Genomic DNA, 22,883 nt, shown 5'->3' with positions numbered 1-22,883 from the left:
CTAAAAGCGGCCGACCAACAGGGAAGTTAAATTAGTGAATGACAGCCAGAGCGTGATCAGCGCCAGCAATCTAGATCTGACGTTTGAGACCAATGACGGGCCGGTTCATGCGTTGAAAGACGTGAACCTTGATATCCATAAGGGGGATTTCGTTAGCTTTATCGGCCCGTCGGGCTGTGGCAAGACGACCTTTCTGAGGGTCATGGCCGACCTTGAACAGCCCACCGGCGGGCAGGTCACCATCAACGGTGTCTCGCCCGAAGAAGCGCGCAAATCGCGGGCTTACGGGTATGTATTCCAAGCCGCGGGGCTTTACCCGTGGCGCACGATCGGCGGCAACATCCGTTTGCCGCTTGAGATCATGGGCATCCCCCGCGCCGAGCAGGCCGAGCGGGTGCAGCGGGTGCTGGAACTGGTCGAACTCAGCGGGTTTGAGAAGAAATTCCCATGGCAGCTTTCGGGCGGGATGCAGCAGCGTGCTTCTATCGCGCGGGCGCTGTCTTTTGATGCCGATATCCTGCTGATGGACGAACCCTTTGGCGCGCTGGACGAAATCGTCCGCGACCATTTGAATGAGCAACTGCTCAAGCTTTGGGCGCGGACGGAAAAGACCATCGCCTTCGTCACACACTCGATCCCTGAGGCGGTGTATCTGTCGACCAAGATCGTGGTGATGAGCCCGCGCCCCGGCAGGATCGCCGATGTGATCGAAAGCCCACTGCCGCGCGAACGGCCTTTGGAAATTCGCGAAAGCCCGGAGTTCCTTGAAATCGCGCATCGCGTCCGTGAGGGGCTCCGTGCGGGCCATGGGGATGATTGATGCGTAACATTCTCCCTATTCTAACGGTCGTAGTCTTGCTGATTGTCGTTTGGTATGGCGCGGCTGTCGGGCTGAACGCGCAATGGGCGCGGGATGTGGCGGCGCGGGCGGACAAGACGCTGACATTCTCGGAACTGGTGGCCGACACATGGTCGCAAGATAAGCCCAAACTGCCCGCACCGCATCAGGTGGGGGCCGAGTTGTGGGAGACCACGGTGATGAAGAAGGTCACGTCGAAACGCTCGCTGGTCTATCACACATGGGTCACGTTTAGCGCGACCTTCCTTGGCTTTGTCATGGGCACCGCGCTTGGCACGCTGTTGGCGGTCGGGATCGTGTTTAACCGCACGATGGACATGTCAGTGATGCCTTGGGTGATCGCCAGTCAGACCATCCCGATCTTGGCCATCGCGCCGATGATTATCGTGGTTTTGAATGCTGTGGGCCTGTCGGGCCTGCTGCCAAAGGCGATCATCAGCATGTATCTATCGTTTTTCCCGGTGGTTGTGGGCATGGTCAAAGGGCTGCGTAGCCCGGACCAGATGCAGCTAGACCAGATGCGGACATGGCACGCGAGCGGGTGGCAGACGTTTTGGAAGCTGCGGCTGCCCTCGTCGATGCCGTACTTCTTTACCTCGCTGAAAGTCGGGGTGGCCGCGTCGCTTGTTGGGGCCATTGTGGGTGAGATGCCGACAGGGGCCGTGGCCGGATTGGGCGCGCGTCTGTTGGCGGGCAGCTACTATGGTCAGACGGTGCAAATTTGGAGCGCGCTTCTCATGGCGGCAGCTTTGGCGGCGGCGATGGTGGGGCTGATCGGGTTGATCCAGCGTGTCACGCTGAAACGAATGGGGATGGCATGATGGGTTGGGTAGTTTTCGCCATCGCCGCTTGGCTGGTCGGGCTTTCGATAAACGTCTGGCTTGCGCGGCAAAAACCGTCCCGTTGGGCCGCTCTCGCTTCGCCGATTGTCTTCGGTCTGACGCTCATCGCGGTTTGGGAGGGCGTGGTGCGCGGTTTTGACATCAACCAAGTGTTGCTGCCCGCACCTTCGGTGATCGCTGCGCGTTTTGCGACATCGCTGGACATCCTCTGGGTCGACTTTGTGCAGACTGTCATCAAGGGCGCGCTGAGCGGCTATATTATCGGCTGTGGCGCGGCTTTCCTGACGGCGCTGGCGATTGATCGTTTTCCTTTCCTGCAACGGGGGCTGCTCCCGGTGGGCAACTTCGTGGCGGCGCTGCCGATCATCGGTATGGCACCGATCATGGTGATGTGGTTCGGCTTTGGCTGGCAGTCCAAGGCGGCGATTGTTGTGGTGATGGTGTTTTTCCCGATGCTGGTGAACACGGTGCAGGGGTTGCAAGCCAGTGATTCGATGCAACGTGACCTGATGCGCACCTATGCGGCGGGCTATTGGCGGACGCTGCTGAAGCTGCGCCTGCCTGCGGCGATGCCCTTTGTCTTCAACGGGTTGAAGATCGGCACCACCTTGGCCTTGATCGGCGCCATTGTTGCTGAATTCTTTGGCTCTCCGGTGCTTGGTATGGGGTTCCGCATCTCTACTTCGGTCGGACAGCTTGCCCTAGACCTCGTCTGGGCCGAAATTGTCGTGGCGGCGATCGCCGGATCGGCGTTCTATGGTATTATGGCCCTGGTCGAGGGCCGGGTGACCTTCTGGCACCCCAGTCAACGAAGCTGAATAACGACCAACCAACAGGGAGAACAATAATGAAAAATATCACGAAGATCACCGCAGGGGTCGCCTTGGGCCTTTGGGGCGGCATGGCGCAGGCGGCAGATGACCTGACCTTGCAGCTTAAATGGGTGACCCAAGCCCAGTTTGGCGGCTATTACGTCGCTAAGGATAAAGGGTTTTACGAAGAAGAAGGGCTGAACGTCACAATCAAGCCAGGCGGGCCCGATATCGCGCCGGTGCAGGTGCTGCTCGGCGGCGGTGCTGATGTCATGGTCGATTGGCTGCCCTCGGCGCTGGCTGCGCGGGAAAAGGGCGCACCGATTGTGAATATCGCGCAGCCCTTCGCGAAATCCGGCCTGATGCTGACCTGCCTTAAAGAGCACGGCATCGAGAGCCCCGAAGACTTCCCCGGCAACACGCTGGGTACATGGTTCTTCGGTAATGAAATTCCGCTGCTAAGCTGGATGGGCAAGTTGGGCTATTCGACTGACGGCTCAAACGGTGGTGTGACCATCCAGAAGATCAACTTCAACGTTGATCCGCTGCTGCAAAAGCAGGTCGAATGCGCGACCACCATGACCTACAATGAATACTGGCAGGTGATTGACGCCGGGCTGACGCCTGAAGACTTGGTGGTTTTCAAATATGAGGACGAGGGCATCTCGACCCTTGAAGACGGTCTTTATACCACCGAGGAAAACCTTGAAGACCCAGAGATGGTCGACAAGCTGGCACGTTTTGTGCGGGCCTCGATGAAGGGCTGGAAGTACGCCGAGGAAAATGTCGAGGAAGCCGCTGAGATCGTGCTGGAGAATGACCAGACCGGTGCGCAGACAGAAAAGCACCAGACCCGGATGATGGGCGAGATTGCCAAGCTGACGATGGGCAGCGATGGTCGTTTGGATGAGGCCGCGTTTGACCGGAGTGCGGATATCACCATGGAAGGTGGGATGATCACCAAAGCGCCCGAGGGCGCGTGGACCCACGACATCACGGATAAAGCGCTTCAGTAAGCTTTGCTGGCGATAAAAGGGAGAGGGGCTGGCGCAATGCGCTGGCCCCTTTTTGTTTGTGCTAGGTCGAGATAGTCGCTTGGCCCGGAATCAAGCCGCAGGCGCCGGGCCATCGCCTGCCCGTCCCGGCGGGTAGGCGATTTGATGAGGCTGGCTCTGCTTTTGCTAGCGCACAACAAAGCTGCGCCATAAAGTGGCAATGCACTCTGTTGTAATCGCCACCCCACGGGCAGGCGCTGCCCCTCTCATCTGGAGCTGATGTAGACGCTAAGTGGGTTGATCAAAGAAGGCCGGGTTTAAACCTCGCTTTTGCTCACCCTTAGATGGTTGCTTAAAGCACCGTAACATTCGTCCCAATCGGCACGCGTTGGTACAGATCGACCACATGTTCGTTCAACATGCGGATACAGCCGTTAGAGACCGAGCGCCCGATCGAATTCGGCTGGGTCGTGCCATGAATGCGGAAATAGGTATCGCGTCCGTTTTGGAACAGGTAAAGCGCCCGCGCGCCAAGTGGATTGCCGGGGCCGCCGGGCTGGGCGTCGGTATTGCCGATGAAACGTCGGTAGGCCTGCGGCTCACGTTCAATCATCTCATTGGTCGGGCGCCATGTGGGCCATTCTTTTTTGACATCGATGGTTGCGGTGCCGGTGAACTCCAGCCCCGCTTTGCCGACACCCACGCCATAGCGCATCGCTTGCCCGGGGGCGGTCACCAGATAGAGGTAGTGACTGCGCGGCAGGATGAGCAATTGACCGGGCGCATATTGCGCTTTCACCGGCACGGCCTGCGGTTTGGGATCATAGGCGGCGGTGCGGGCCTGCGCCATGAGGGGGAGGGCGGCGGCTGCCACGGTGCTGGTCAGAAAGGTACGGCGGCGCATGGCGGGCTCCATCTGGATGTCGGTGTTTTGCCGCACATTGTGCCACGGCGGCACATTTTAGCAAGGCTGGACATAAAAAAACCGACCTGCCGTTGCCAGCAGGTCGGTTAAAATTCTTGGGTCAGGGCCGAAGCCCCCGGCCATTAGGCCAGCGCGATGTTGGTCGCGGACTCGCGGCCGTCACGGCCTGCTTCGATGTCGAAGGTCACTTTCTGGTTGTCGGCCAGGCCGGTCAGGCCAGCGCGCTCAACAGCGGAAATGTGAACGAAAACGTCTTTGCTGCCGCCATCGGGAGCAATGAAGCCGAAGCCTTTAGTTGTGTTGAACCATTTTACGGTGCCAGTGGCCATATCCGTAGTCTCCATATTTATGCCATCCGCTTAAGTGCGATGGCCCGGCGTTGTTGGTCTGGATCGATAGACTGAGCGCCGTATGAGGGAGACAGTGGGTCGAAAAAGATAACGTCTGCAGCGCCTATATTGCATTGGGAGGGGATTCGTTCAAGGGGCAACGCATATTAGACCGCAACGACCGTGCCGCTACTCTGATTATCGGCAAATTACTGCCATAAATTCCCCGAAAACCTCTGATTCATAGGGAAAACCCTCAAATTGACTGTCTCAAGTTTGTCTAAAACCTGTCTCATTGCTGCCCGGCATAGGTGGTTTCTTGCCAGAAAGCCCCAAGTGCGCCTGCCAGCGCGCCCCTCATGCGGAGAAATGAGACATGATGCGTATCCTTGCTGTAGACGATGACCCGGTCATTCTCGACCTTCTTACCGGCTGTCTGACCGAAAATGACAATTACGAGCTGACCTGCTGCGAAAGTTCGGAGGAGGCGCTTGATATCATGCAAGAGTCGAACCAGCCTTTCGATTCATTCCTCCTCGATATCATGATGCCGGGCATCAACGGGATCAGCCTATGTGAGATGATCCGTGATGTGCCTTACTACCGGGCGGTGCCGATCATTATGATCACCGCCAGCAAAGAGCCTGCAATGATGCAGCGGGCCTTTGATGCGGGGGCAACTGATTTCTTGTGCAAGCCTTTGGACGGCGTCGAGCTCAGCGCGCGGATCAATTCGGCCAGCATGCTCAACGCCTCCCTCCTGCGGGAGCGTGAGGCGCAGCATACGCTGGCTGAGATGACGCAGATGATGCAAATCCGCTTTGATGAGGATTTCGACCTCGATGTGTCGGCCTGTAGCGACGTGTCAGCGTTGGAGAATTACCTGCTGCGCTTGCCGAGCGGTTGTTTCTCGATGAGCCTCTTTTCGATCTCGGTCGATGGTGCCCGCGGCATCTATCGCGCGGTCAAGGCACCCGCGTTCCGCCGTCAGATGGAGCAGGTCGCTCGCGCCTCCGTGCATTCGCTGGAGGGGATGCGCTTTCATCTGGCCTATGCAGGCAGTGGCCGTTTTATCGGTGTGGTCATGAGCCGCGCGCGGCTGAACACGGCGTCCATGGCCGAGAGAATGCGCGCGCACCTGCAAGAGAACTGGGACGGAAAAGGCATGAACGGTGGGCTCGCGCCGTCTTTGCAGGTGCATTCGGTGACCGAGCAGCGCCTCTGGTCGGGGCTTTCTGCCAGCAACAAGCTGCGCGAATATCTGCAGGGCTGGGATCCGCTGCACGGTTTGGCGCGGCATGACGAAGACAACCTGTTTGCCCAGTTGGAAACCGCTATCGACGACGATCGCTGAGGGCTCTGCTCGTTCTCAGGGGTGAAAGACGTCCCTCCTGCCGAAAGGTAGGGCGGGCGTTTTGATTTGCGGATTGCGACTGGCCGGAAGGGGGTACGAAAAAGGGCGACGGAAATCCGCCGCCCTCTGTTTACTGGGTACTAAGAAAGCTTACCGTGCAAATTTCTTATGCTTCAGGCGCTTTGGTTCCAGCGCATCGGCACCCAGACGGCGCTTCTTGTCTTCTTCGTAGTCTTCAAAGTTACCCTCGAACCATTCCACATGCGCTTCGCCTTCGAAGGCCATGATGTGGGTACAGATCCGGTCAAGGAAGAAGCGGTCGTGCGAGATGACCACGGCGCAGCCCGCGAAATCGACCAGCGCGTCTTCGAGTGCGCGGAGGGTTTCGACGTCCAGATCGTTGGTCGGTTCATCGAGCAGCAGCACGTTGCCGCCTTCTTTCAGAAGCCGCGCCATGTGCACGCGGTTGCGTTCACCGCCCGACAGCAGGCCGACCTTCTTCTGCTGGTCGCCGCCCTTGAAGTTAAACGATGAGCAATAGGCGCGGCTGTTCACCTCGGCATCACCCAGCTTGATGATCTCGGCACCGCCGGTGATCGCCTGCCAGACGGTGTCGTCATGGTTCAGATCATCGCGGGACTGATCGACATAAGACAGATCAACCGTGTCGCCGTATTCGATGGTGCCTTCGTCGGGTTGTTCATGCCCGGTGAGCATCTTGAACAGCGTCGACTTACCCGCGCCGTTGGGGCCGATCACACCGACGATACCGCCGGGCGGTAGGCTAAAGTTCAGCCCATCGATCAACTGCTTGTCGCCCATGTGCTTTTTCAGGCCTTCGACCTCGATCACCTTGTTGCCAAGGCGCGGGCCGTTGGGGATGACGATCTGGGCGCGGGCAAGTTTTTCGCGCTCGGAGGTTTCGGCCATCTCGTTATAGGCCGCGATCCGCGCTTTGGATTTCGCCTGACGGGCTTTCGCACCTTGGCGCATCCACTCAAGTTCGCGCTCAAGCGTCTTTTGCTTGGATTTGTCCTCGCGGGCCTCTTGGCTCAGGCGCTTGGCCTTCTGTTCCAGCCAATCCGAGTAGTTGCCCTCGTAAGGGATGCCGCGGCCGCGGTCCAACTCAAGGATCCAGCTGGTGATGTCATCAAGGAAGTAACGGTCGTGGGTGACGGCAAGGATCGTGCCTTTGTAGTCGATCAAGTGCTGTTGCAGCCACGCGATGGTTTCCGCGTCGAGGTGGTTGGTCGGTTCATCGAGCAGCAGCATGTCGGGCGCTTCGAGCAGCAGTTTACACAGCGCCACGCGGCGCGCTTCACCGCCCGAGAGGTTTTCCGGCATCGCGTCATCCGGCGGGCAGCGCAGCGCTTCCATGGAAACGTCGATCTGGCTGTCGAGATCCCAAAGGTCTTGGGCGTCGATGTCGTCTTGCAGCTTGGCCATCTCATCGGCGGTCTCGTCTGAGTAGTTCATCGCCAGTTCGTTGTAGCGATCAAGGATCGCCTTCTTCGCAGCCACACCTTCCATGACGTTTTCACGCACGGTCTTGGTCGGGTCGAGCTTGGGTTCCTGTGGCAGGTAGCCGACTTTGGCCCCCTCAGCGGCCCATGCTTCGCCGGTGAAATCCTTGTCGAGCCCGGCCATGATCTTGAGCAGGGTGGATTTACCCGCGCCGTTGACGCCGACGACACCGATCTTCACGCCGGGCAAAAAGTTCAGGTGGATGTTTTCGAATGTCTTCTTGCCCCCGGGGTAGGTCTTGGAGACGCCGGACATGTGATAGACGTATTGATAGGCAGCCATTTGGAGAATCCTCGAAACGCGATTTGGGGTTTGCAGTGCCATATCGCCCGGGCGGGGCAATATCAAACACTCTGTATATCCGGGGCCAGTCGCCCGGCGGAGCCTTGCGAAATCTGCCCAGTGGGTGCGCCCAAGGAGGAGGTCAGCGGGCGATTGTGCGGTTTTACAATGGTTTGGCAGGCGATCTACATAGCCAGCAGGCGAAATTCAGTCGACTTTTCTGCGGTTTTCGCGCTAGGATTCTTTCAATCTGCGATTGGGCGGCGATTTTCGGCCATCGTGGAGTAGGCAGGCTGAAAGCGGTGCTCACCCTTCGCGGTGCATCGGCTGGCAGTCATAAAAACAGGGAAATACTCATGTCAAAATCCACAATCGTTGTGGGTCTGGACGGATCAGAGGCCGGCGCGCGTGCTTTGGCCTTTGCTCAAGCTCAGGCCAAACAGATCGGGGACTGTTCGATCACGGTTTGCTTCGTGATCGAATGGTCGCCTTTCACCTTTCAGACCAAGGAAGAGAACGAGCAGCGCCATATGCGGCGCGAGCAGGAGTTGCAGCGCGCCCATGACGTGGTGCTTGATCCGGCGGTGGCAGAGGCCAAAGCCTCGGGCGTGGAGGTCGAGGGGATCGTGCGACACGGTGATGTGGCCGATATCCTTGAAGGTGTCGCCAAAAAGCGCGGTGCGATCCAGATCGTCGTCGGTCGGGTCGGTGAGCGCGGGCTCAAGCGGCTTTTTGGTGGGGTGACGGGCCGGTTGGTCGCGGGCTCCAGCGTGCCGGTCACGATTATTCCCTGAAAGGATAAGCCATGAATAAGCTATTTACCTTTGCGATGGCCATTTTTGCGTCATTGCTGCCGGGCCTTGCCTCTGCGCAAGAGGCTGTCGGCATCGACCAGCGTATCAACCAGATTTTTGCCGATTACACCGGCTGGTACGTTTCATTCATCTTCGCCCCGCTGCCGGGCACGAATTTCTCATGGATCGCGCTGTGGCTGGTCGTGGGTGCGGTGGTCTTCACCGTCTATTTCGGTGCCATTCAGGTCAAAGGGTTTTGGCATTCGATCCAACTGGTGCGGGGCGATTATTCTGATCCGGACGATGCGGGCGAAGTGAGCCACTTTCAGGCGCTGGCGACGGCGCTGTCGGGCACCGTGGGTCTGGGCAACATCGCGGGCGTGGCCGTGGCTGTCAGCATCGGCGGGCCGGGCGCGACATTCTGGATGGTGGTTGCGGGCCTGTTCGGCATGGCGACCAAGTTCACCGAATGTACGCTGGGCGTGAAATACCGCAATGAATTCCCCGACGGCCATGTCTCGGGCGGGCCGATGTATTACATCGTTAAGGGCTTCGCCGAACGCGGCCTGCCGCTGGGCGGGTTCATGGCGGTGCTGTTTTCGATCTTCACCATTCTGGGCGCACTTGGCGGCGGCAACATGTTCCAAGCCAACCAAGCGCACGCGCAGCTTGCGGGCGTGCTGGGGGATTATCCGGGCTGGATCACAGGCGTCGTTCTTGCTGGTGTGACCTTTGCGGTGATCGCGGGTGGCCTGAAATCCATTGCGCGGGTGACTGAAAAGGTCGTGCCGTTCATGGGTGTCTTCTATGTGCTGGTGTCGCTGCTGATCCTGATCATCAACTGGGATATGATCGGCTGGGCCTTTGGCCAAATCTTCATGGGGGCCTTCACTGGTCTCGGTGTCGTTGGCGGCTTTACCGGGGCGCTGATCCAGGGCTTCCGTCGGGCGGCATTCTCCAATGAGGCGGGCATCGGTTCGGCTGCGATTGCCCACTCTGCCGTGCGGACCAAAGAGCCGGTGACTGAAGGCTATGTCGCACTGCTGGAGCCGTTCATCGACACGGTGGTCATCTGCACGATGACCGCGCTTGTGATCGTCATCAGCGGTGTGTTGAACCAAGACCCAGAAACCGGTCTGTATATCTGGAACGCCGAGGCGGGCCGGATCGCGACCGAAGGTGGTGTGAGCGGCGTGGCGCTGACCTCGGCGGCCTACGCGCGGGCGTTCTCTTGGTTCCCGATCCTGCTGATGATCGCGGTGGTGCTCTTTGCCTTCTCGACGATGATCAGCTGGTCCTACTACGGCCTCAAGGCTTGGACCTATCTGTTCGGCGAAGGGGCGGTGAAAGAGTTGATCTTTAAGATCATCTTCTGCGTCTTCATCGTGATTGGTGCGGCCGCAAGCCTTGGGCCGGTGATCGACTTCAGCGATGCGATGCTGTTCTCGATGGCGATTGTGAACATCATTGCGCTCTACTTCCTGATGCCGATCGTGAAACGCGAGCTGAACAGCTATGTTGCACGGCTGCGCTCGGGCGAGATCGTGAAGCACAAGTAAGCGCCTTGCATTGACAAAGGGCCGCGATGCCCCTCCTTTGGCCCCTGATTTCTGATCGGGGGCCATTTTCTTGCGCAATACCATGCCATTCGCCACCAAGGGGCAGGTCATCGGCCTGTTGGGCGGGTCGTTTGACCCGGCGCATGAAGGGCATGCGCATATCACCCGCGAGGCAATAAAGCGGTTTGGGCTGGACCGCGTGTGGTGGCTGCTGAGCCCCGGCAACCCGCTGAAAGAGCACGGACCGGCGCCCATGGCGCAGCGCATGGCGCGGGCGCGGGCGGTGATGGATCACCCGCGGGTCGAGATCACGGATATCGAGGCGCAGCTTGGCACGCGCTATACGGCGCAGACACTCGGCGCCCTGCGGCGGCACTATCCCGGCGTGCGGTTTGTCTGGCTAATGGGGGCCGATAACCTTGCGCAGTTTCATCTGTGGCAAGACTGGCGGCAGATTATGGAGACGGTGCCGGTTGGCGTGCTCGCGCGGCCCGGACAGCGTATCTCGGCACGAATGAGCCGGGCGGCGGCGCTTTATGCGCCCTACCGGATTGCGGGGCGGAACAGTCAACTGCTGGCCCATGCCACAGCGCCCGCGTGGTGTTTTGTGAATGTGCCGATGGTTGATGTGTCGTCAACCGCGCTGCGGGCGGCGGGGGGCTGGCGCTCAGCGTAGCCGGGCCGAGGTGATGCCAGCGGCGATGATCACCGCAAGGCCCGCCCATGTAAGCGCGTCGGGCAGGGTACTGAACAGGAACAGCCCCAGCAGCACCGCCGCAATCAGTTGGAAGTAGACCAGCGGCGCCAGTCGTGTTGCGGGCGCACGGCGATAGGCATAGAGCAGTAGCAGATTGCCCAGCATGGAAAACAGCGCGCTGGTGGTGGCAAGCCCGGCCACAGCCAAGGTCGCGTATGGCAGGTTCATTAGGCCCAAGGGCAGCAGCATCACCGCGCTCATCGCCAGTTGGGTGAAGGTCAGCGCCAAGGGGGCAGCCACATCTGACAGCCAGCGTGACATGGTGAGAAACACGCCATAGAAGAGCCCCGCCGCTACAGCAAAGAGCAGACCCGGCCCGCCTGAGCCGCCGCCCATGCCAGGACGCACGACCAGCAACACGCCGCAGAACCCCAGCAGGATCAGCGCGCTGCGCAGCAGGGTGATCCGCTCTCGTAGGAAAAGCGCAGCCAACAGGTAGCTGATCATCGGCCCGATAAAGAAGGCGGCAAAGACATTGGCGATGGCTTCGGTCTGGAGCGCGGTTTGAATACATGTGATCCCCGACGCCAGCGTTGCTGCCCGCAACCAGAGCCGCCAGTCGCGCATCAACGCCCATGTCCCGCGCGGCAGGAACGGCAGGACCATCAGCGCGCCGATGGCAAATCGCGACCACGCAACGAAGACCGGCGCCACGCCCATTCCGGTGGTCAAAATCTTGCCCGCGCTGTCCCCGGCGGGGATCAGCGACATGGCGATAAACATGATGGGAATAGCGCGTTGCATGACGTGGGGTTAGCAGGTCGGCGGTTTTGTGCAACCGCGAAAGGGGGGAGGGCGTCAGACAGGTTGTGGCCGAACGCCGCATGCGGTTTATATCAGCCCTATGAGCCAGAGATTTACACGACGCATATTCCTTGGAACGGCTGCTGCTGCGATGGCAGCGGTCTCCGCTTGGGCCGAGGCACCGACAACTTCATTGCGCCCGATTGGGCGCGATGCCGATCTATATAAACAGGCCATTCCCAATGTGTCCGAGATCATCGCGGACAGCGGGATCACCGGCACGGTCGCCTTTGCCGTGATCGATGTCGAAAGCGGCATCTGGCTGGAGGCGTCCAACGCCACTGACGGCATTCCGCCTGCGAGTAGTATCAAGGCGATCACCGCGCTTTATGCGCTGGATCAACTAGGGCCGGATCATGTGTTTGAGACGCGGTTGCTGGCGACCGGCGGCGTGGTCAATGGAGAAGTGCAGGGCGATCTGATCCTTGTCGGTGGGGGCGACCCGACGCTCGACAGTGACAACCTAGGCAAGATGGCCGAAGAGTTGAAAGAGGCGGGCATCATTGGGGTGAAGGGCAAGTTCAAGGTCTATGAAGGGTCTTTGCCTTCGACTTTTGCCATTGATCCCGAACAGCCCGATCATGTGGGATATAACCCCGGCGTCTCAGGCATCGCGCTGAACTACAACCGGGTGCATTTCGAATGGAAGCGCGACGGCAACGGCTATGACGTGACGATGGAGGGCCGCGCGGCGCGTTATGCGCCAGCGGTGCGTGCGGCCTCGATGGAGGTCGTGGACCGCAGCGGGCCGGTCTACACTTACGAAAACAGGCCCGACCGCGATGTCTGGACCGTGGCGAAGTCTGCCTTGGGCTCGGGTGGCGCGCGTTGGCTGCCAATCCGCCGGCCCGGCGTTTACGCGGGCGATCTTTTCGCGACGATTGCCCGCAGCCACGGCATTAAACTGGGCGATGCAGAGCTGGCCGAAGCGCTGCCCGAAGGCGAGACCCTCGTCACCCATCGCAGCGCGAAACTGCAGCCGATCCTGAAAGATATGCTGGAATATTCTACGAACCTTACGGCAGAGATGGTCGGTATGGCGGCCAGCTCTAAGCGGCTAGGGACGGTGGCAAGCCTACGCGCTTCGGCGGCAGAAATGAACAAATGGGCAGTCGAAGAACTGGGCATGGAAAACCCGGCGATGGTTGACCACTCCGGCCTCGGCGATGACAGCAAGATGACTGTGCATGACATGGCCGGGGGGCTGGCGCGCATTCACGGGACGGGGCTGCGGCCAATTTTAAAGCCTGTGTATCTGCGTGATGACCGTGGCCGACCGCAGACCAACGGTCCGATAAAGATTGACGCAAAAACCGGGACGCTAAATTTCGTTTCTGCGCTGGCGGGGTTCCTCACCACACCTGAAGACCGTGTGCTTGCCTTTGCGATTTTGACTGCAAACATGGACCAGCGGGCCAAGATCCCCCGTGCAGAGCGTGAGCGTCCGCCGGGTGCCCGGACGTGGAATGGGCGGGCCAAACGTGTGCAGCGTGGCCTGTTGGAGCGTTGGGGGCTGCTTTATAATGCGGCGGTCGAACCAGAGCCAGAAGCTGCGGCAGCGCCTGAAGCTGACACCACGCCCGAAGTCCAGCCGGAAGCGGAAGCCGTTTTGGAAGACTCCTAAAGCCTATTTAGGTCAGATGCCGCGCCCGCGCGCCGCGCTCAATCGCGGCGGCGTGGAGCCGGTCGATGTTAAGCTCATAGCGGATTTCTTCGAGCAGGCGCAGCTCGGCTTCGTCGAGCGTGCCATCGGCGGCGGCCACGTCACAGGCCAGCGCATAGGCAGTCTCATTCAAGCGCTCGGGCAGGGCTTCGCGGATCAGGCCAAAGAGGGCATCAAGCCCGTCTTCTTGCTCAAACAGGTCAAAGACGGTTTTGCTGATTGTCGCGACGCGGTCGTTGTCATAGCCGGAAAATACCGGCAGCAGGTTCAGCGCGGATTCGATTTTCACCAGTTCGGCAGTACGAATGTCTTCGTCCGAGGCCGAGACCGCGATCATCAGCGCGACAAGGCAGTCTTGAGCGCTGAGCGAGAGAGAAGATGTGTCGGGCATCGGGAAATCCTTTGAACAGGTATGTTGCGGCGCAGAATATTGACCCTCAGGGTGCGAAGCAATAGGAACGGGCGACCCCGTGCGCATTGGGCGCAGGGGCGCCAAAAGATGGATGATCTGACATGTCCGAGACCCGAGACGCGGCACTTAGCAGCAAAGCATGGCCCTTTGAAGAAGCGCGCCGGGTGCTCAAACGTTATGCGAAGAAGCCGCCAGAGAAGGGCTATGTGCTGTTTGAGACGGGCTATGGCCCCTCTGGTCTGCCGCATATCGGCACTTTTGGCGAAGTGCTGCGCACTACGATGATCAAGCGCGCCTTTGAGGAGATCAGCGACATTCCGACCAAGCTGGTGTGCTTTTCGGATGATCTCGACGGCATGCGCAAAGTGCCGGGCAATGTGCCGCAGCAGGAGATGCTGGCTGAGCATATGCACCGCCCGCTGACTTCGGTGCCGGATCCTTTTGGCACGCATGAGAGCTTTGGCCACCACAACAACGCCATGCTGCGCCGCTTCCTTGATACTTTTGGTTTTGAGTATGAGTTTTACTCGGCCCGCGAATTCTACCGATCGGGCCAGTTTGACGAGGTGCTGCTGCGCGCCTGCGAAAAGTATGATGAGATCATGGCGGTGATGCTGAAATCGCTGCGCGAAGAGCGGGCGCAGACCTATTCGATCTTCCTGCCAATTCATCCTGAAACGGGCCGCGTGATGTATGTGCCGATGAAGGAGGTCAACGCCAAAGACGGCACGATCACCTTTGACGATGAAGACGGCACAGAGATGACGCTCCCGGTGACTGGCGGCAATGTAAAGCTACAGTGGAAGCCTGATTTCGGCGCGCGTTGGGCCGCGTTGGATGTCGATTTCGAGATGTACGGCAAGGAGCACGCGACGAACACGGCGATCTATGACCGGATTTGTGAGATTTTGGGCGGCAAGAAGCCCGAGCATTTCAGCTATGAACTGTTCCTTGATGAGAACGGGCAGAAGATCTCGAAATCCAGCGGCAACGGTATCTCGATTGACCAGTGGTTGACCTATGCCAGCACCGAGAGCCTGTCGTATTTCATGTTCCTTAAGCCCAAGACGGCCAAGCGCATGCATTTTGACGTGATCCCCAAGGCGGTTGATGAGTACCACCAGCAGCTGCGGGCTTATGAGACGCAGGATGCCAAGGGGCGGTTGAACAACCCGGTTTGGCATATTCACGGTGGTGATGTGCCCAAATCGGATATGGTTGTGCCGTTCTCGATGCTGCTGAACCTCGCGAGCGTGTCGAGTGCCGAGGACAAATCGCAGCTTTGGGGCTTTATCCAGCGCTATGCGCCAGAGGCCACGCCCGAGACCAACCCCGGGATGGATCAGGCCGCAGGCCATGCGGTGCATTATTTCAATGACTTCGTGAAACCGCAAAAGGTGTTCCGCGCGCCAACTGAGCTGGAGCGTGAAGCACTGGAAGACCTGCGCGATCGGTTGAAGGTGTGGGATGGAGGCTTGGACGCCGAAGCCTTGCAAAGCATGGTTTTTGCGGTCGGCAAAGAGCGTTTCGATCCGCTGCGCGACTGGTTTACCGCGCTTTACGAAGTGCTGCTGGGTGCCAGCCAAGGGCCGCGTTTCGGCGGGTTTATCGCGCTTTACGGCGTGGATGAGACCGTGGCGCTGATCGATGATGCGCTTGCGGGCAAGCTGACCGCCGCGTGAAACTTTTGCCTCTTGCCCTGCGTGACTTAGATCATTCAGCAAGGGCAAGGGGGAAAGGCAATGCGCAACGCGGTACTTACGTTTTTCGGAGGGCTGGTGCTTTCGGCCCTCCTGAGTTTTGGCGCAGCGGCGCAGCAGGCTGAGATCGAAGAGACGATCAACAGCCAGTTTGACGCCTTTCGCGCGGATGATTTCGCCGCTGCTTTGGAGTTCGCCACGCCGAACTTGCAGCGCTTTTTCCAGACCCCCGAAAATTTTCGCAGCATGGTCAGCAATGGCTACCCAATGGTGCAGAACCCCGCTGAGGTGCGGTTTCTGGATCGCCGCGCGGATGGTACGCGGTTCTTCCAAGTGGTGCAGGTCGTTGACCCCAAGGGCTTCACGCATCTGCTGGGCTATCTGATGGAGCAGACCGAGGAAGGCTGGCGCATTGGCGCGGTGCAAATCCTCGATGCGCCGGGCGCGAATGTGTGAGGTCTGTTGCGGCCCATACGCGCGGCGATCACAGTCATGATTAACACATCGTTGATATTTCCCTGACCTCGCGGTTCGGCATCTCCGAGCCAGAGCAGTTGAGCGGCGCGCCTTGGTGAGAGGTGCGGGCCGGGGAAAGGAAATGCGATGAACAAGGCGATTACCGACGGTTTGGTGTTGATGCCGACGCCCTTTGCGGCGGGGCTGGATGTCTGGTCTAGCGGCGATGGCACGCCGGGGTCCGACACCTACGAAAACGCGGCCAATGCGGCCTTTGTCCCGGCGGATCAGGATTTCGGCGGGGCGCTGGAGTTGCTCAAGACGCAGTCCACGCAGCGGCTGCGCTATATGGGGCAGACCACGCTGTTGCCGGGGTGTTACCTGCGCGTGACGGCGCGAGTGAAGGCCATAAGCGGCAATCTACCAACGGTGCGCATCGCGGGATATCCGGCGCAATCAGGCGGGGGCAGGGTGAGCGGCGTGCCGGAATTCGGTCCGTCTACCACGCTCGCCGCTTATGGCGACGTGGTCGAGGTCAGCGCGATCATCGGCAGTGGCGCCCGCGGCGGGGTCGATATGGTTTGGGGCGCGGGGGCGGCTTACGGGCATCTGGGGCTTGATCTGACTGGGCCGACGGGCGGCGTGGTGCGGATCGACGATATTGAGATCGAAGATGTCACGGCGGTGTTCCTGCGGGACATGCTGGCGCAGGTTGATGTGCGCGACTTTGGCGCGGTGGGCAATGGCGTGACCGACGACACCGCCGCGTTCGAGGCTGCAAATACTGCCGCCGATGGGCGCACGGTGCTGGTGCCTGCAGGGAACTACCTGTTGAACGGTGATGTCACGTTCGACACGCCAGTTAAGTTTGAGGGCCATGTGACCATGCCTGTGGCGGCGGTCCTGCTGCTGCGCCGTAATTTCGACCTGCCCAGCTATATTGAGGCGTTTGAAAATGAAGAGACCGCTTTCCTTAAGGCCTTTCAGGCGCTGCTGAACAACGCGGATCACGACTCGCTGGATATGGGTGGGCGCAAGGTGAATGTGACCGGACCGCTGGATATGCAAGCGGCGGTGCCGGATAAATCTAGCTATGCCACGCGCCGGGTGATCCGCAACGGCCAGCTTGAGGCGGCATCGAGCAGTAGCTGGGACACTGTGGTGGTGACTTCACAGGCGAGCTACGCCACCTCGGATAGTCGCAAGCTGACCAATGTGACCAATATCGCCAATGTGCCCGTGGGCGCGCTGGTTGAAGGCACTGGGGTGGGGCGCGAGATCTATGTCCGTTCCAAGAATGTTGCAACGCAAGAGATTACCCTGAATGCACCGCTGTATGACGCGGCGGGGACGCAGAATTTTACCTTCCGTAAGTTTCAGTACATGGTGGATTTCAGCGGTTTCGCCTCGCTGTCAAAATTCGTGATGGCGGATGTCGAATTCCAGTGCAACGACCGCTGCAGCGCTATCAATCTTGCGCCTGCGGGGCTGATCTTTCACCTGCGCGATTGTTTTGTCAGCCGCCCCAAGAACCGGGGCATCACCTCAATCGGTGGGGGCTGTCAGGGCATGTTGATTGACCGCTGTCAGTTCCTGTCGGCTGAAGATGCGCTGACCGTGCCGAACCGCAGCAGTATCGCGCTGAACACCAACGCCAACGACGTGAAGCTTCGCGATTGCCGTGCGACGAAGTTCCGCCACTTCGCGCTTCTGGCGGGCGGCAATAGCATCGTGACGGGCAATCACTTCTTCCAAGGGGATGAGGTCGACAACGGCGTGCGTTCGGCGGGTCTGATCCTTGCCTCGGCCCATACCAGCGCGGTGGTGACGGGCAATTACGTCGATAATTGCTTTATCGAATGGACGAATGAGCAAGACCCGACACCGGCTTTCACCTCAGGCTATTCGTTCAGCGCGCTCAGCATTAGCGACAATATCTTCCTGTCAGGAGAGGTCGCGCCATGGTTCAGCTATATCGTGGTGAAGCCGCATGGGGCGGGGCATTTCCTGAGCGGGGTAAGCATCACCAGCAACCGCTTCCGCAGTTTGAACGGCAGCATCGACCGGGCAGAGCGGGTGGACACGACTTTTGCTGACCTCGATATGTCGCGTTGCAAGAACGTGGTGATGAAAGGCAATTCTTTTCACGCTGTTACGACGCAAGTGGAGAATATGGCCGAGATTGAGTTCAATCAGTCCACGCCTTCGGAGACATGGGTCATTAATACTTCCGGGCACCTACCGTTTGAGGGGCAGGCGCTGAATACCGATGCCGTGATGGCCCATGGCGCGATCCGCAACAGCAACAATGTAGCGCAGTTTGACATGCCTTACGTCACACATGCTGAAGGGGCTGATCGGGATCAGATCCATTTGGTTTGGCCCACGCCGGTGAAGGGGAAAGTCTCGGTCATGGTGCGGATGGACAGCCGGTAGCCCCCACTCAATGATATAGCAATGAACGGCCCCGCCGATGATCCGGTGGGGCTGTTTGCATTAGAACTCCCGCCAAAGGCTAAGGGTAAGGGCAGTGTTTTCAGGCGCGTCGAAGGGAACTTCGCTGCCGAGCTGCACACGGTATTTACTGAAGCGGGGCGAGAGAACGATGGAGGGCGCAAAATTAGCGTAGGTTTCGCCCTCGGTGTAGGTGATGAAAATCTGCGCCATGCCGGTGGTTGCTTCGGTAAAGTCGAACCCGGCAGTGGCATCAAGTTTGATAACCTCCTGCGACACTCCAAACTCCCATTGCGCCGTGGCATCGACGGTCAGCCACCCGTTCCGCGCGCCAAGGGTAAAGCCACGGCCCCATGACAGCCCGGCCCTGACATGGGGGGAGATGAACGCATCTGTCCAGCTTGCCCCGGCGCCAAGGTCATAGGCCCAGCGTCCCCATTCGGTTGGATCTCCCAATGGAAAACGCAGAAACGCGGTTGCGCTGCCGCTTTGCAGGCCAAACCGGCTTTGCGCTGTGTTTAGGTCAAATCCTAAGGTGAGCTTCTCGCGCAGGCCATACTCAATATACGTGCTTTGGGTGAGGTCGTAGAAGTAGGTGGCAGAGAAGGATGAGGAGACGAAGCTGGTCCCTTTGTCACGCAGCCACGGCCCGGCTTGGCCAGTTGTGGCGCAGAGCTGGCAGGCTAGTAGGGTAAGAAAAAATACAGATCGCATGGCAGGCTCCTGCCGCGATCTTGGTTAATTTGGGTTAACAAATCGTTTCGTTGTAAGAGTGGTAAATGAAAACCCGGCACCAAGGGCACCGGGTTTTTGTCTTCGTCTAGGTCAGTCTGTTTACACGTGAGCTTTGTTGCCACGCGGGCCCGCGATCAGCCAGACGATGAAGCCCAAGACCGGCAGGATGATGATGCCTAAAATCCAAGCAATCTTGGCCGCGCCAGAGGCGCCGGAGGTGAAAACCTGATAGATGGCATAGATGTCGGCGATGAGGACGATAAGCCCGAGAAGTCCATATTCCATTGTGTGTCTCCTTTAAGGTGCGTGCATTTCCTATTGGATGCTCAACCCCACGACGATCCGTTTGGTTCCCGTGACCGTGTTGCGAAGTGGATAAGCCAGAACTTGCCATCCTGCCCGTCATACGGGAACCGGCAACCCTTGCCTCGGGTTCTACCGTCACAGCACTTACAAGAGGAACAGGCCATGACTGACCAGACAACACCGGCATCGCTGGTTTCTTCTGACAATGTGAACGGCACCGCCGTTTTCAGCGCGGATGGGACCGAAATCGGCCATATCGATCACCTGATGATCGACAAGAAATCCGGCAAAGTTGCCTATGCCGTTATGGGTTTCGGAGGCTTTTTGGGCATGGGTGAGGAACATTACCCCGTGCCGTGGAACGCGCTCGACTATGATCCGGCCCGCGATGGCTTCATGACAAACATTGATGAAGCCACGGTAAAAGGTGCACCGGAGCGGACCGACCGCTGGGACAGCGACCGCGCGTGGCAAGAGCGGACCTTCGACCACTACGGGGTGCCTTACTACTGGCTGTGATGCGTATTCTGAAAATTTGCGAGGGGTGGCGGCAGCGCCTCCCCCTTTTTCTCGCGGGCGATATCCTGCGCAGCCCATTGTTTTTGCGGCGCGGATCGGGTCTCTTAGAAGGCGCGGCGATTGGGCCGTGACTGGAAAGGGAACTTTCGATGTACCGTTTGATCGCTCTTGGCCTGCTGCTTACCCTTGCCGGTTGTGGCGTGCCGTTTGTGCCATTCATCTGATTAATCTAGGAGACCCGTTTGATGGAAGCCTTTCTTGATACGCTTGGCGCAGTAGCGCTGATTGCGCTTGTGGTGGTCGGGCTTGTGGCCGGGGCAATTGCCGGGGCCGTGGCAGGCCGAAACAAGCTGCTCTACCTCATTCTGGGGGTGGTCGGCGCTGTGGCCCTGCCGTTTATCCTAGCCGCGCTTGGTGTTACGGTTGTAGCCGCCGGAGGATTGCTTTTGCTGCTGGTTGTGGCCGCCATTGGTGCGGGGCTGGTACTGGCCCTTGTCGCCGCGCTGCGACGATAGTTTGGGTTAAATCCCTATACCGGATGCACGGGCCACCCCCTAAGGGGCGGCCCTTTTTCATTCAGCGCTTGCGGCGCTTTACATTGCCGCCGCGCATCCCGCCACGGCCAGAGGTGCTGCGCCCTGACGCTTTCTGTGCCGCATCCACCGCCCGATCCACGGCCTGCTGTCGGGCCATCGGGTCATCGGCCACTGCCAAGTCAACAGCTTCCAAACGCTTGACCTCATCTCGCAGCCTCGCGGCCTCCTCAAACTCGAGGTTTTCTGCCGCTTTGCGCATGTCCGTGCGAAGTCCGTCCAGCACGGTTTGAAGGTTGCCCCCGGCCAGCGGATTATCGACCTTGGCTGTCACGCGGTTCATATCGACATCGCCTTTGTAAAGTCCGGCCAGAATGTCATCGACGTTCTTCTTGACCGTTGCAGGCGTGATACCGTGTTCCTCGTTATAGGCCATCTGCTTGGCGCGGCGGCGGTCGGTTTCGCCCATCGCCCGTTCCATGCTGCCGGTGATGCGGTCGGCATACATGATGACGCGCCCATCGGCGTTACGCGCCGCACGACCGATGGTCTGGATCAGCGAGGTTTCCGAGCGCAGGAAGCCTTCTTTGTCCGCATCCAGAATGGCCACCAGTCCGCATTCAGGGATATCGAGCCCCTCGCGCAGCAGGTTAATCCCGATCAGCACGTCGAATGCACCCAGCCGGAGATCGCGCAGAATCTCGATCCGCTCGATCGTGTCAATGTCCGAGTGCATGTAGCGCACGCGGATGCCCTGTTCGTGCATGTATTCGGTCAGGTCTTCGGCCATGCGCTTGGTCAGTACGGTGCACAGCGTGCGGTAGCCATCGGCGGCGACTTTGCGCACCTCATCCAGCAGATCGTCGACCTGCATTTCCACGGGGCGGATCTCAATATATGGGTCGATCAGGCCGGTCGGGCGAATGATTTGTTCGGTGAAAACGCCGCCCGTTTGCTCGATCTCCCACGCTGCGGGCGTGGCCGACACAAAGACCGATTGCGGGCGCATGGCATCCCATTCCTCGAACTTCAGCGGGCGGTTGTCCATGCAGGACGGCAGGCGGAAGCCGTGTTCGGCCAGCGTGAATTTGCGTCGATAGTCGCCCTTGTACATGCCGCCAATCTGCGGGACCGAGACGTGGGATTCATCCGCGAAGACGATCGCATTGTCGGGGATGAACTCGAACAGGGTAGGGGGTGGCTCACCGGGCGCGCGGCCGGTGAGGTAGCGTGAATAGTTCTCGATCCCGTTGCAGACGCCGGTGGCCTCTAGCATCTCGATATCGAAGTTCGTCCGTTGCTCCAGCCGCTGCGCCTCCAGCAATTTGCCGTCTGCAACCAGTTGATCAAGCCGCGTGCGCAGCTCTTTCTTGATGCCGATGATCGCCTGCGACATCGTTGGTTTGGGCGTCACATAGTGGCTGTTCGCGTAGACGCGGATCTGGTCGAAGGTGTCGGTCTTCTCTCCGGTGAGCGGATCGAACTCGGTGATGCTTTCCAGCTCCTCGCCGAAGAAGCTGAGCCGCCAAGCGCGGTCATCAAGGTGAGCCGGGAAAATCTCAAGGCTGTCACCGCGCACCCGAAAGGAGCCGCGCTGGAAGGCCGCGTCATTGCGTTTGTACTGTTGGGCCACCAGATCGGCGATGACCTTACGCTGGTCATAGCTTTCGCCGGCCTTCAGGTCTTGGGTCATCGCGCCGTAGGTCTCAACACTACCGATGCCGTAGATGCACGACACAGAGGCCACGATAATCACATCATCCCGTTCCAGGAGCGCGCGTGTGGCGGAGTGGCGCATCCGGTCGATCTGCTCGTTGATTTGTGATTCCTTCTCGATGAAGGTGTCGGAGCGCGCGACATAGGCTTCGGGCTGGTAGTAATCGTAGTAGGAAACGAAATATTCCACGGCGTTGTCTGGGAAGAAGCCTTTGAACTCTCCGTAAAGCTGCGCCGCGAGCGTCTTGTTCGGCGCAAGGATGATCGCCGGGCGCTGCGTCTCTTCGATGACCTTGGCCATGGTAAAGGTCTTACCTGTACCGGTCGCCCCCAAAAGCACCTGATCGCGTTCGCCTGAGTTCACGCCCTCGGTCAGTTCCTTGATCGCTGTCGGCTGATCGCCTGCCGGGGCAAACTCAGTGACCAATTTAAAGCTATGCCCGCCCTCCAGCTTAGGGCGGGTGCGGACATCGGGGGCGGGGTTTGCCAAAAGCGGCATACCTTCCGATTTATCGGTCTGGGCATAGGGCATCGCGGGTATCCTTCGTCGGGC

The 22,883-nt window shown here is 59.3% G+C and carries 22 protein-coding genes; 14 read left to right on the top strand and 8 right to left on the bottom strand.

Annotated elements, in window-relative coordinates:
• Nucleotides 1-34 precede the first annotated feature (34 nt).
• From DSM14862_RS14145 to DSM14862_RS14130, 4 genes are read left to right on the top strand one after another with little or no spacing between them, the layout of a single operon-like run.
• The gene (locus DSM14862_RS14145; protein WP_007117955.1) at nucleotides 35-820 is read left to right on the top strand and encodes an ABC transporter ATP-binding protein; all 786 of its coding nucleotides are present in this window, start codon (nucleotides 35-37) and stop codon (nucleotides 818-820) included.
• A complete protein-coding gene (locus DSM14862_RS14140; RefSeq protein WP_407705331.1) occupies nucleotides 820-1,680 on the top strand; it encodes an ABC transporter permease in 861 nt (286 codons plus the stop codon). Before DSM14862_RS14145 ends, DSM14862_RS14140 begins: the two co-directional genes overlap by 1 nt.
• Nucleotides 1,680-2,519, top strand: a complete 840-nt coding sequence (locus tag DSM14862_RS14135; protein ID WP_040700652.1) for an ABC transporter permease — start codon at nucleotides 1,680-1,682, stop codon at nucleotides 2,517-2,519. The genes DSM14862_RS14140 and DSM14862_RS14135 overlap by 1 nt, the downstream gene beginning before the upstream one ends.
• A 29-nt stretch (nucleotides 2,520-2,548) precedes the next feature.
• Nucleotides 2,549-3,529: an ABC transporter substrate-binding protein gene (locus DSM14862_RS14130; RefSeq protein WP_007117952.1), complete on the top strand. Its 981-nt coding sequence runs from the start codon at nucleotides 2,549-2,551 to the stop codon at nucleotides 3,527-3,529.
• Between the two features lie 331 nt (nucleotides 3,530-3,860).
• Here DSM14862_RS14130 and DSM14862_RS14125 read toward each other — a convergent pair whose 3' ends face one another.
• Both DSM14862_RS14125 and DSM14862_RS14120 read right to left on the bottom strand, forming a co-directional pair.
• Entirely contained in the window at nucleotides 3,861-4,412 is a 552-nt protein-coding gene (locus DSM14862_RS14125; protein ID WP_040700650.1) for a L,D-transpeptidase, read from the bottom strand.
• 143 nt (nucleotides 4,413-4,555) lie between these two features.
• A complete protein-coding gene (locus DSM14862_RS14120) occupies nucleotides 4,556-4,762 on the bottom strand; it encodes a cold-shock protein (RefSeq protein WP_007117950.1) in 207 nt (68 codons plus the stop codon).
• A 376-nt stretch (nucleotides 4,763-5,138) separates the two neighbouring features.
• Here DSM14862_RS14120 and DSM14862_RS14115 point away from each other — a divergent pair, with 376 nt between their 5' ends.
• The gene (locus DSM14862_RS14115) at nucleotides 5,139-6,116 is read left to right on the top strand and encodes a response regulator (protein ID WP_243254279.1); all 978 of its coding nucleotides are present in this window, start codon (nucleotides 5,139-5,141) and stop codon (nucleotides 6,114-6,116) included.
• Nucleotides 6,117-6,266: 150 nt separating this feature from the next.
• On the opposite strand, the gene ettA is transcribed toward DSM14862_RS14115, so the two are convergent.
• Nucleotides 6,267-7,922, bottom strand: coding sequence for an energy-dependent translational throttle protein EttA (gene ettA / locus DSM14862_RS14110; RefSeq protein ID WP_007117948.1), 1,656 nt, complete (start codon nucleotides 7,920-7,922; stop codon nucleotides 6,267-6,269).
• A 356-nt stretch (nucleotides 7,923-8,278) separates the two neighbouring features.
• On the opposite strand from ettA, the gene DSM14862_RS14105 reads away from it, so the two are divergent.
• The 3 genes from DSM14862_RS14105 (at nucleotide 8,279) to DSM14862_RS14095 (ending at nucleotide 10,951) form a co-directional block, all read left to right on the top strand.
• Nucleotides 8,279-8,716: a universal stress protein gene (locus tag DSM14862_RS14105; RefSeq protein WP_007117947.1), complete on the top strand. Its 438-nt coding sequence runs from the start codon at nucleotides 8,279-8,281 to the stop codon at nucleotides 8,714-8,716.
• Between the two features lie 11 nt (nucleotides 8,717-8,727).
• Nucleotides 8,728-10,275 carry an alanine/glycine:cation symporter family protein gene (locus tag DSM14862_RS14100; protein ID WP_007117946.1) on the top strand — a complete coding sequence of 516 codons (1,548 nt, stop codon included), beginning with the start codon at nucleotides 8,728-8,730 and terminating at the stop codon, nucleotides 10,273-10,275.
• Nucleotides 10,276-10,357: 82 nt separating this feature from the next.
• Entirely contained in the window at nucleotides 10,358-10,951 is a 594-nt protein-coding gene (locus tag DSM14862_RS14095; RefSeq protein ID WP_083804526.1) for a nicotinate-nucleotide adenylyltransferase, read from the top strand.
• Here the strand turns inward: DSM14862_RS14095 and DSM14862_RS14090 are convergent.
• Nucleotides 10,943-11,776 (bottom strand): DMT family transporter, encoded by an 834-nt coding sequence (locus DSM14862_RS14090; protein WP_007117944.1) that lies wholly within the window; start codon nucleotides 11,774-11,776, stop codon nucleotides 10,943-10,945. The genes DSM14862_RS14095 and DSM14862_RS14090 overlap by 9 nt on opposite strands.
• Before the next feature lie 151 nt (nucleotides 11,777-11,927).
• Between DSM14862_RS14090 and dacB the strand changes: the two genes are divergently transcribed.
• The gene (dacB, locus tag DSM14862_RS14085; protein WP_007117943.1) at nucleotides 11,928-13,460 is read left to right on the top strand and encodes a D-alanyl-D-alanine carboxypeptidase/D-alanyl-D-alanine endopeptidase; all 1,533 of its coding nucleotides are present in this window, start codon (nucleotides 11,928-11,930) and stop codon (nucleotides 13,458-13,460) included.
• A 7-nt stretch (nucleotides 13,461-13,467) separates the two neighbouring features.
• On the opposite strand, the gene DSM14862_RS14080 is transcribed toward dacB, so the two are convergent.
• Nucleotides 13,468-13,890, bottom strand: a complete 423-nt coding sequence (locus DSM14862_RS14080) for a tellurite resistance TerB family protein (RefSeq protein ID WP_007117942.1) — start codon at nucleotides 13,888-13,890, stop codon at nucleotides 13,468-13,470.
• A gap of 122 nt (nucleotides 13,891-14,012) precedes the next feature.
• Here DSM14862_RS14080 and DSM14862_RS14075 point away from each other — a divergent pair, with 122 nt between their 5' ends.
• The 3 genes from DSM14862_RS14075 (at nucleotide 14,013) to DSM14862_RS14065 (ending at nucleotide 18,503) form a co-directional block, all read left to right on the top strand.
• Complete coding sequence (locus DSM14862_RS14075) at nucleotides 14,013-15,593, top strand: lysine--tRNA ligase (RefSeq protein WP_007117941.1); 1,581 nt, start codon at nucleotides 14,013-14,015, stop codon at nucleotides 15,591-15,593.
• A gap of 60 nt (nucleotides 15,594-15,653) precedes the next feature.
• Entirely contained in the window at nucleotides 15,654-16,067 is a 414-nt protein-coding gene (locus DSM14862_RS14070; protein WP_007117940.1) for a DUF4864 domain-containing protein, read from the top strand.
• Nucleotides 16,068-16,214: 147 nt separating this feature from the next.
• Nucleotides 16,215-18,503 carry a glycosyl hydrolase family 28-related protein gene (locus DSM14862_RS14065; RefSeq protein WP_007117939.1) on the top strand — a complete coding sequence of 763 codons (2,289 nt, stop codon included), beginning with the start codon at nucleotides 16,215-16,217 and terminating at the stop codon, nucleotides 18,501-18,503.
• Nucleotides 18,504-18,563: 60 nt separating this feature from the next.
• On the opposite strand, the gene DSM14862_RS14060 is transcribed toward DSM14862_RS14065, so the two are convergent.
• Complete coding sequence (locus DSM14862_RS14060) at nucleotides 18,564-19,235, bottom strand: hypothetical protein (protein WP_007117938.1); 672 nt, start codon at nucleotides 19,233-19,235, stop codon at nucleotides 18,564-18,566.
• Between the two features lie 120 nt (nucleotides 19,236-19,355).
• A complete protein-coding gene (locus tag DSM14862_RS14055) occupies nucleotides 19,356-19,541 on the bottom strand; it encodes a PLDc N-terminal domain-containing protein (protein WP_007117937.1) in 186 nt (61 codons plus the stop codon).
• Between the two features lie 183 nt (nucleotides 19,542-19,724).
• Between DSM14862_RS14055 and DSM14862_RS14050 the strand changes: the two genes are divergently transcribed.
• Nucleotides 19,725-20,081 carry a PRC-barrel domain-containing protein gene (locus DSM14862_RS14050; RefSeq protein ID WP_007117936.1) on the top strand — a complete coding sequence of 119 codons (357 nt, stop codon included), beginning with the start codon at nucleotides 19,725-19,727 and terminating at the stop codon, nucleotides 20,079-20,081.
• Nucleotides 20,082-20,326: 245 nt separating this feature from the next.
• On the top strand, nucleotides 20,327-20,596 hold the full coding sequence (locus DSM14862_RS14045; RefSeq protein WP_007117934.1) for a hypothetical protein: 270 nt from the start codon (nucleotides 20,327-20,329) through the stop codon (nucleotides 20,594-20,596).
• Between the two features lie 61 nt (nucleotides 20,597-20,657).
• On the opposite strand, the gene uvrB is transcribed toward DSM14862_RS14045, so the two are convergent.
• Complete coding sequence (uvrB, locus tag DSM14862_RS14040) at nucleotides 20,658-22,862, bottom strand: excinuclease ABC subunit UvrB (protein WP_007117933.1); 2,205 nt, start codon at nucleotides 22,860-22,862, stop codon at nucleotides 20,658-20,660.
• Nucleotides 22,863-22,883 lie beyond the last annotated feature (21 nt).

The sequence above is a fragment of the Sulfitobacter indolifex genome (assembly GCF_022788655.1).
GTDB lineage: Bacteria > Pseudomonadota > Alphaproteobacteria > Rhodobacterales > Rhodobacteraceae > Sulfitobacter > Sulfitobacter indolifex.
Note: the sequence above shows the minus strand (reverse complement) of the source record. Positions and strands in the feature narration are given on the sequence as shown.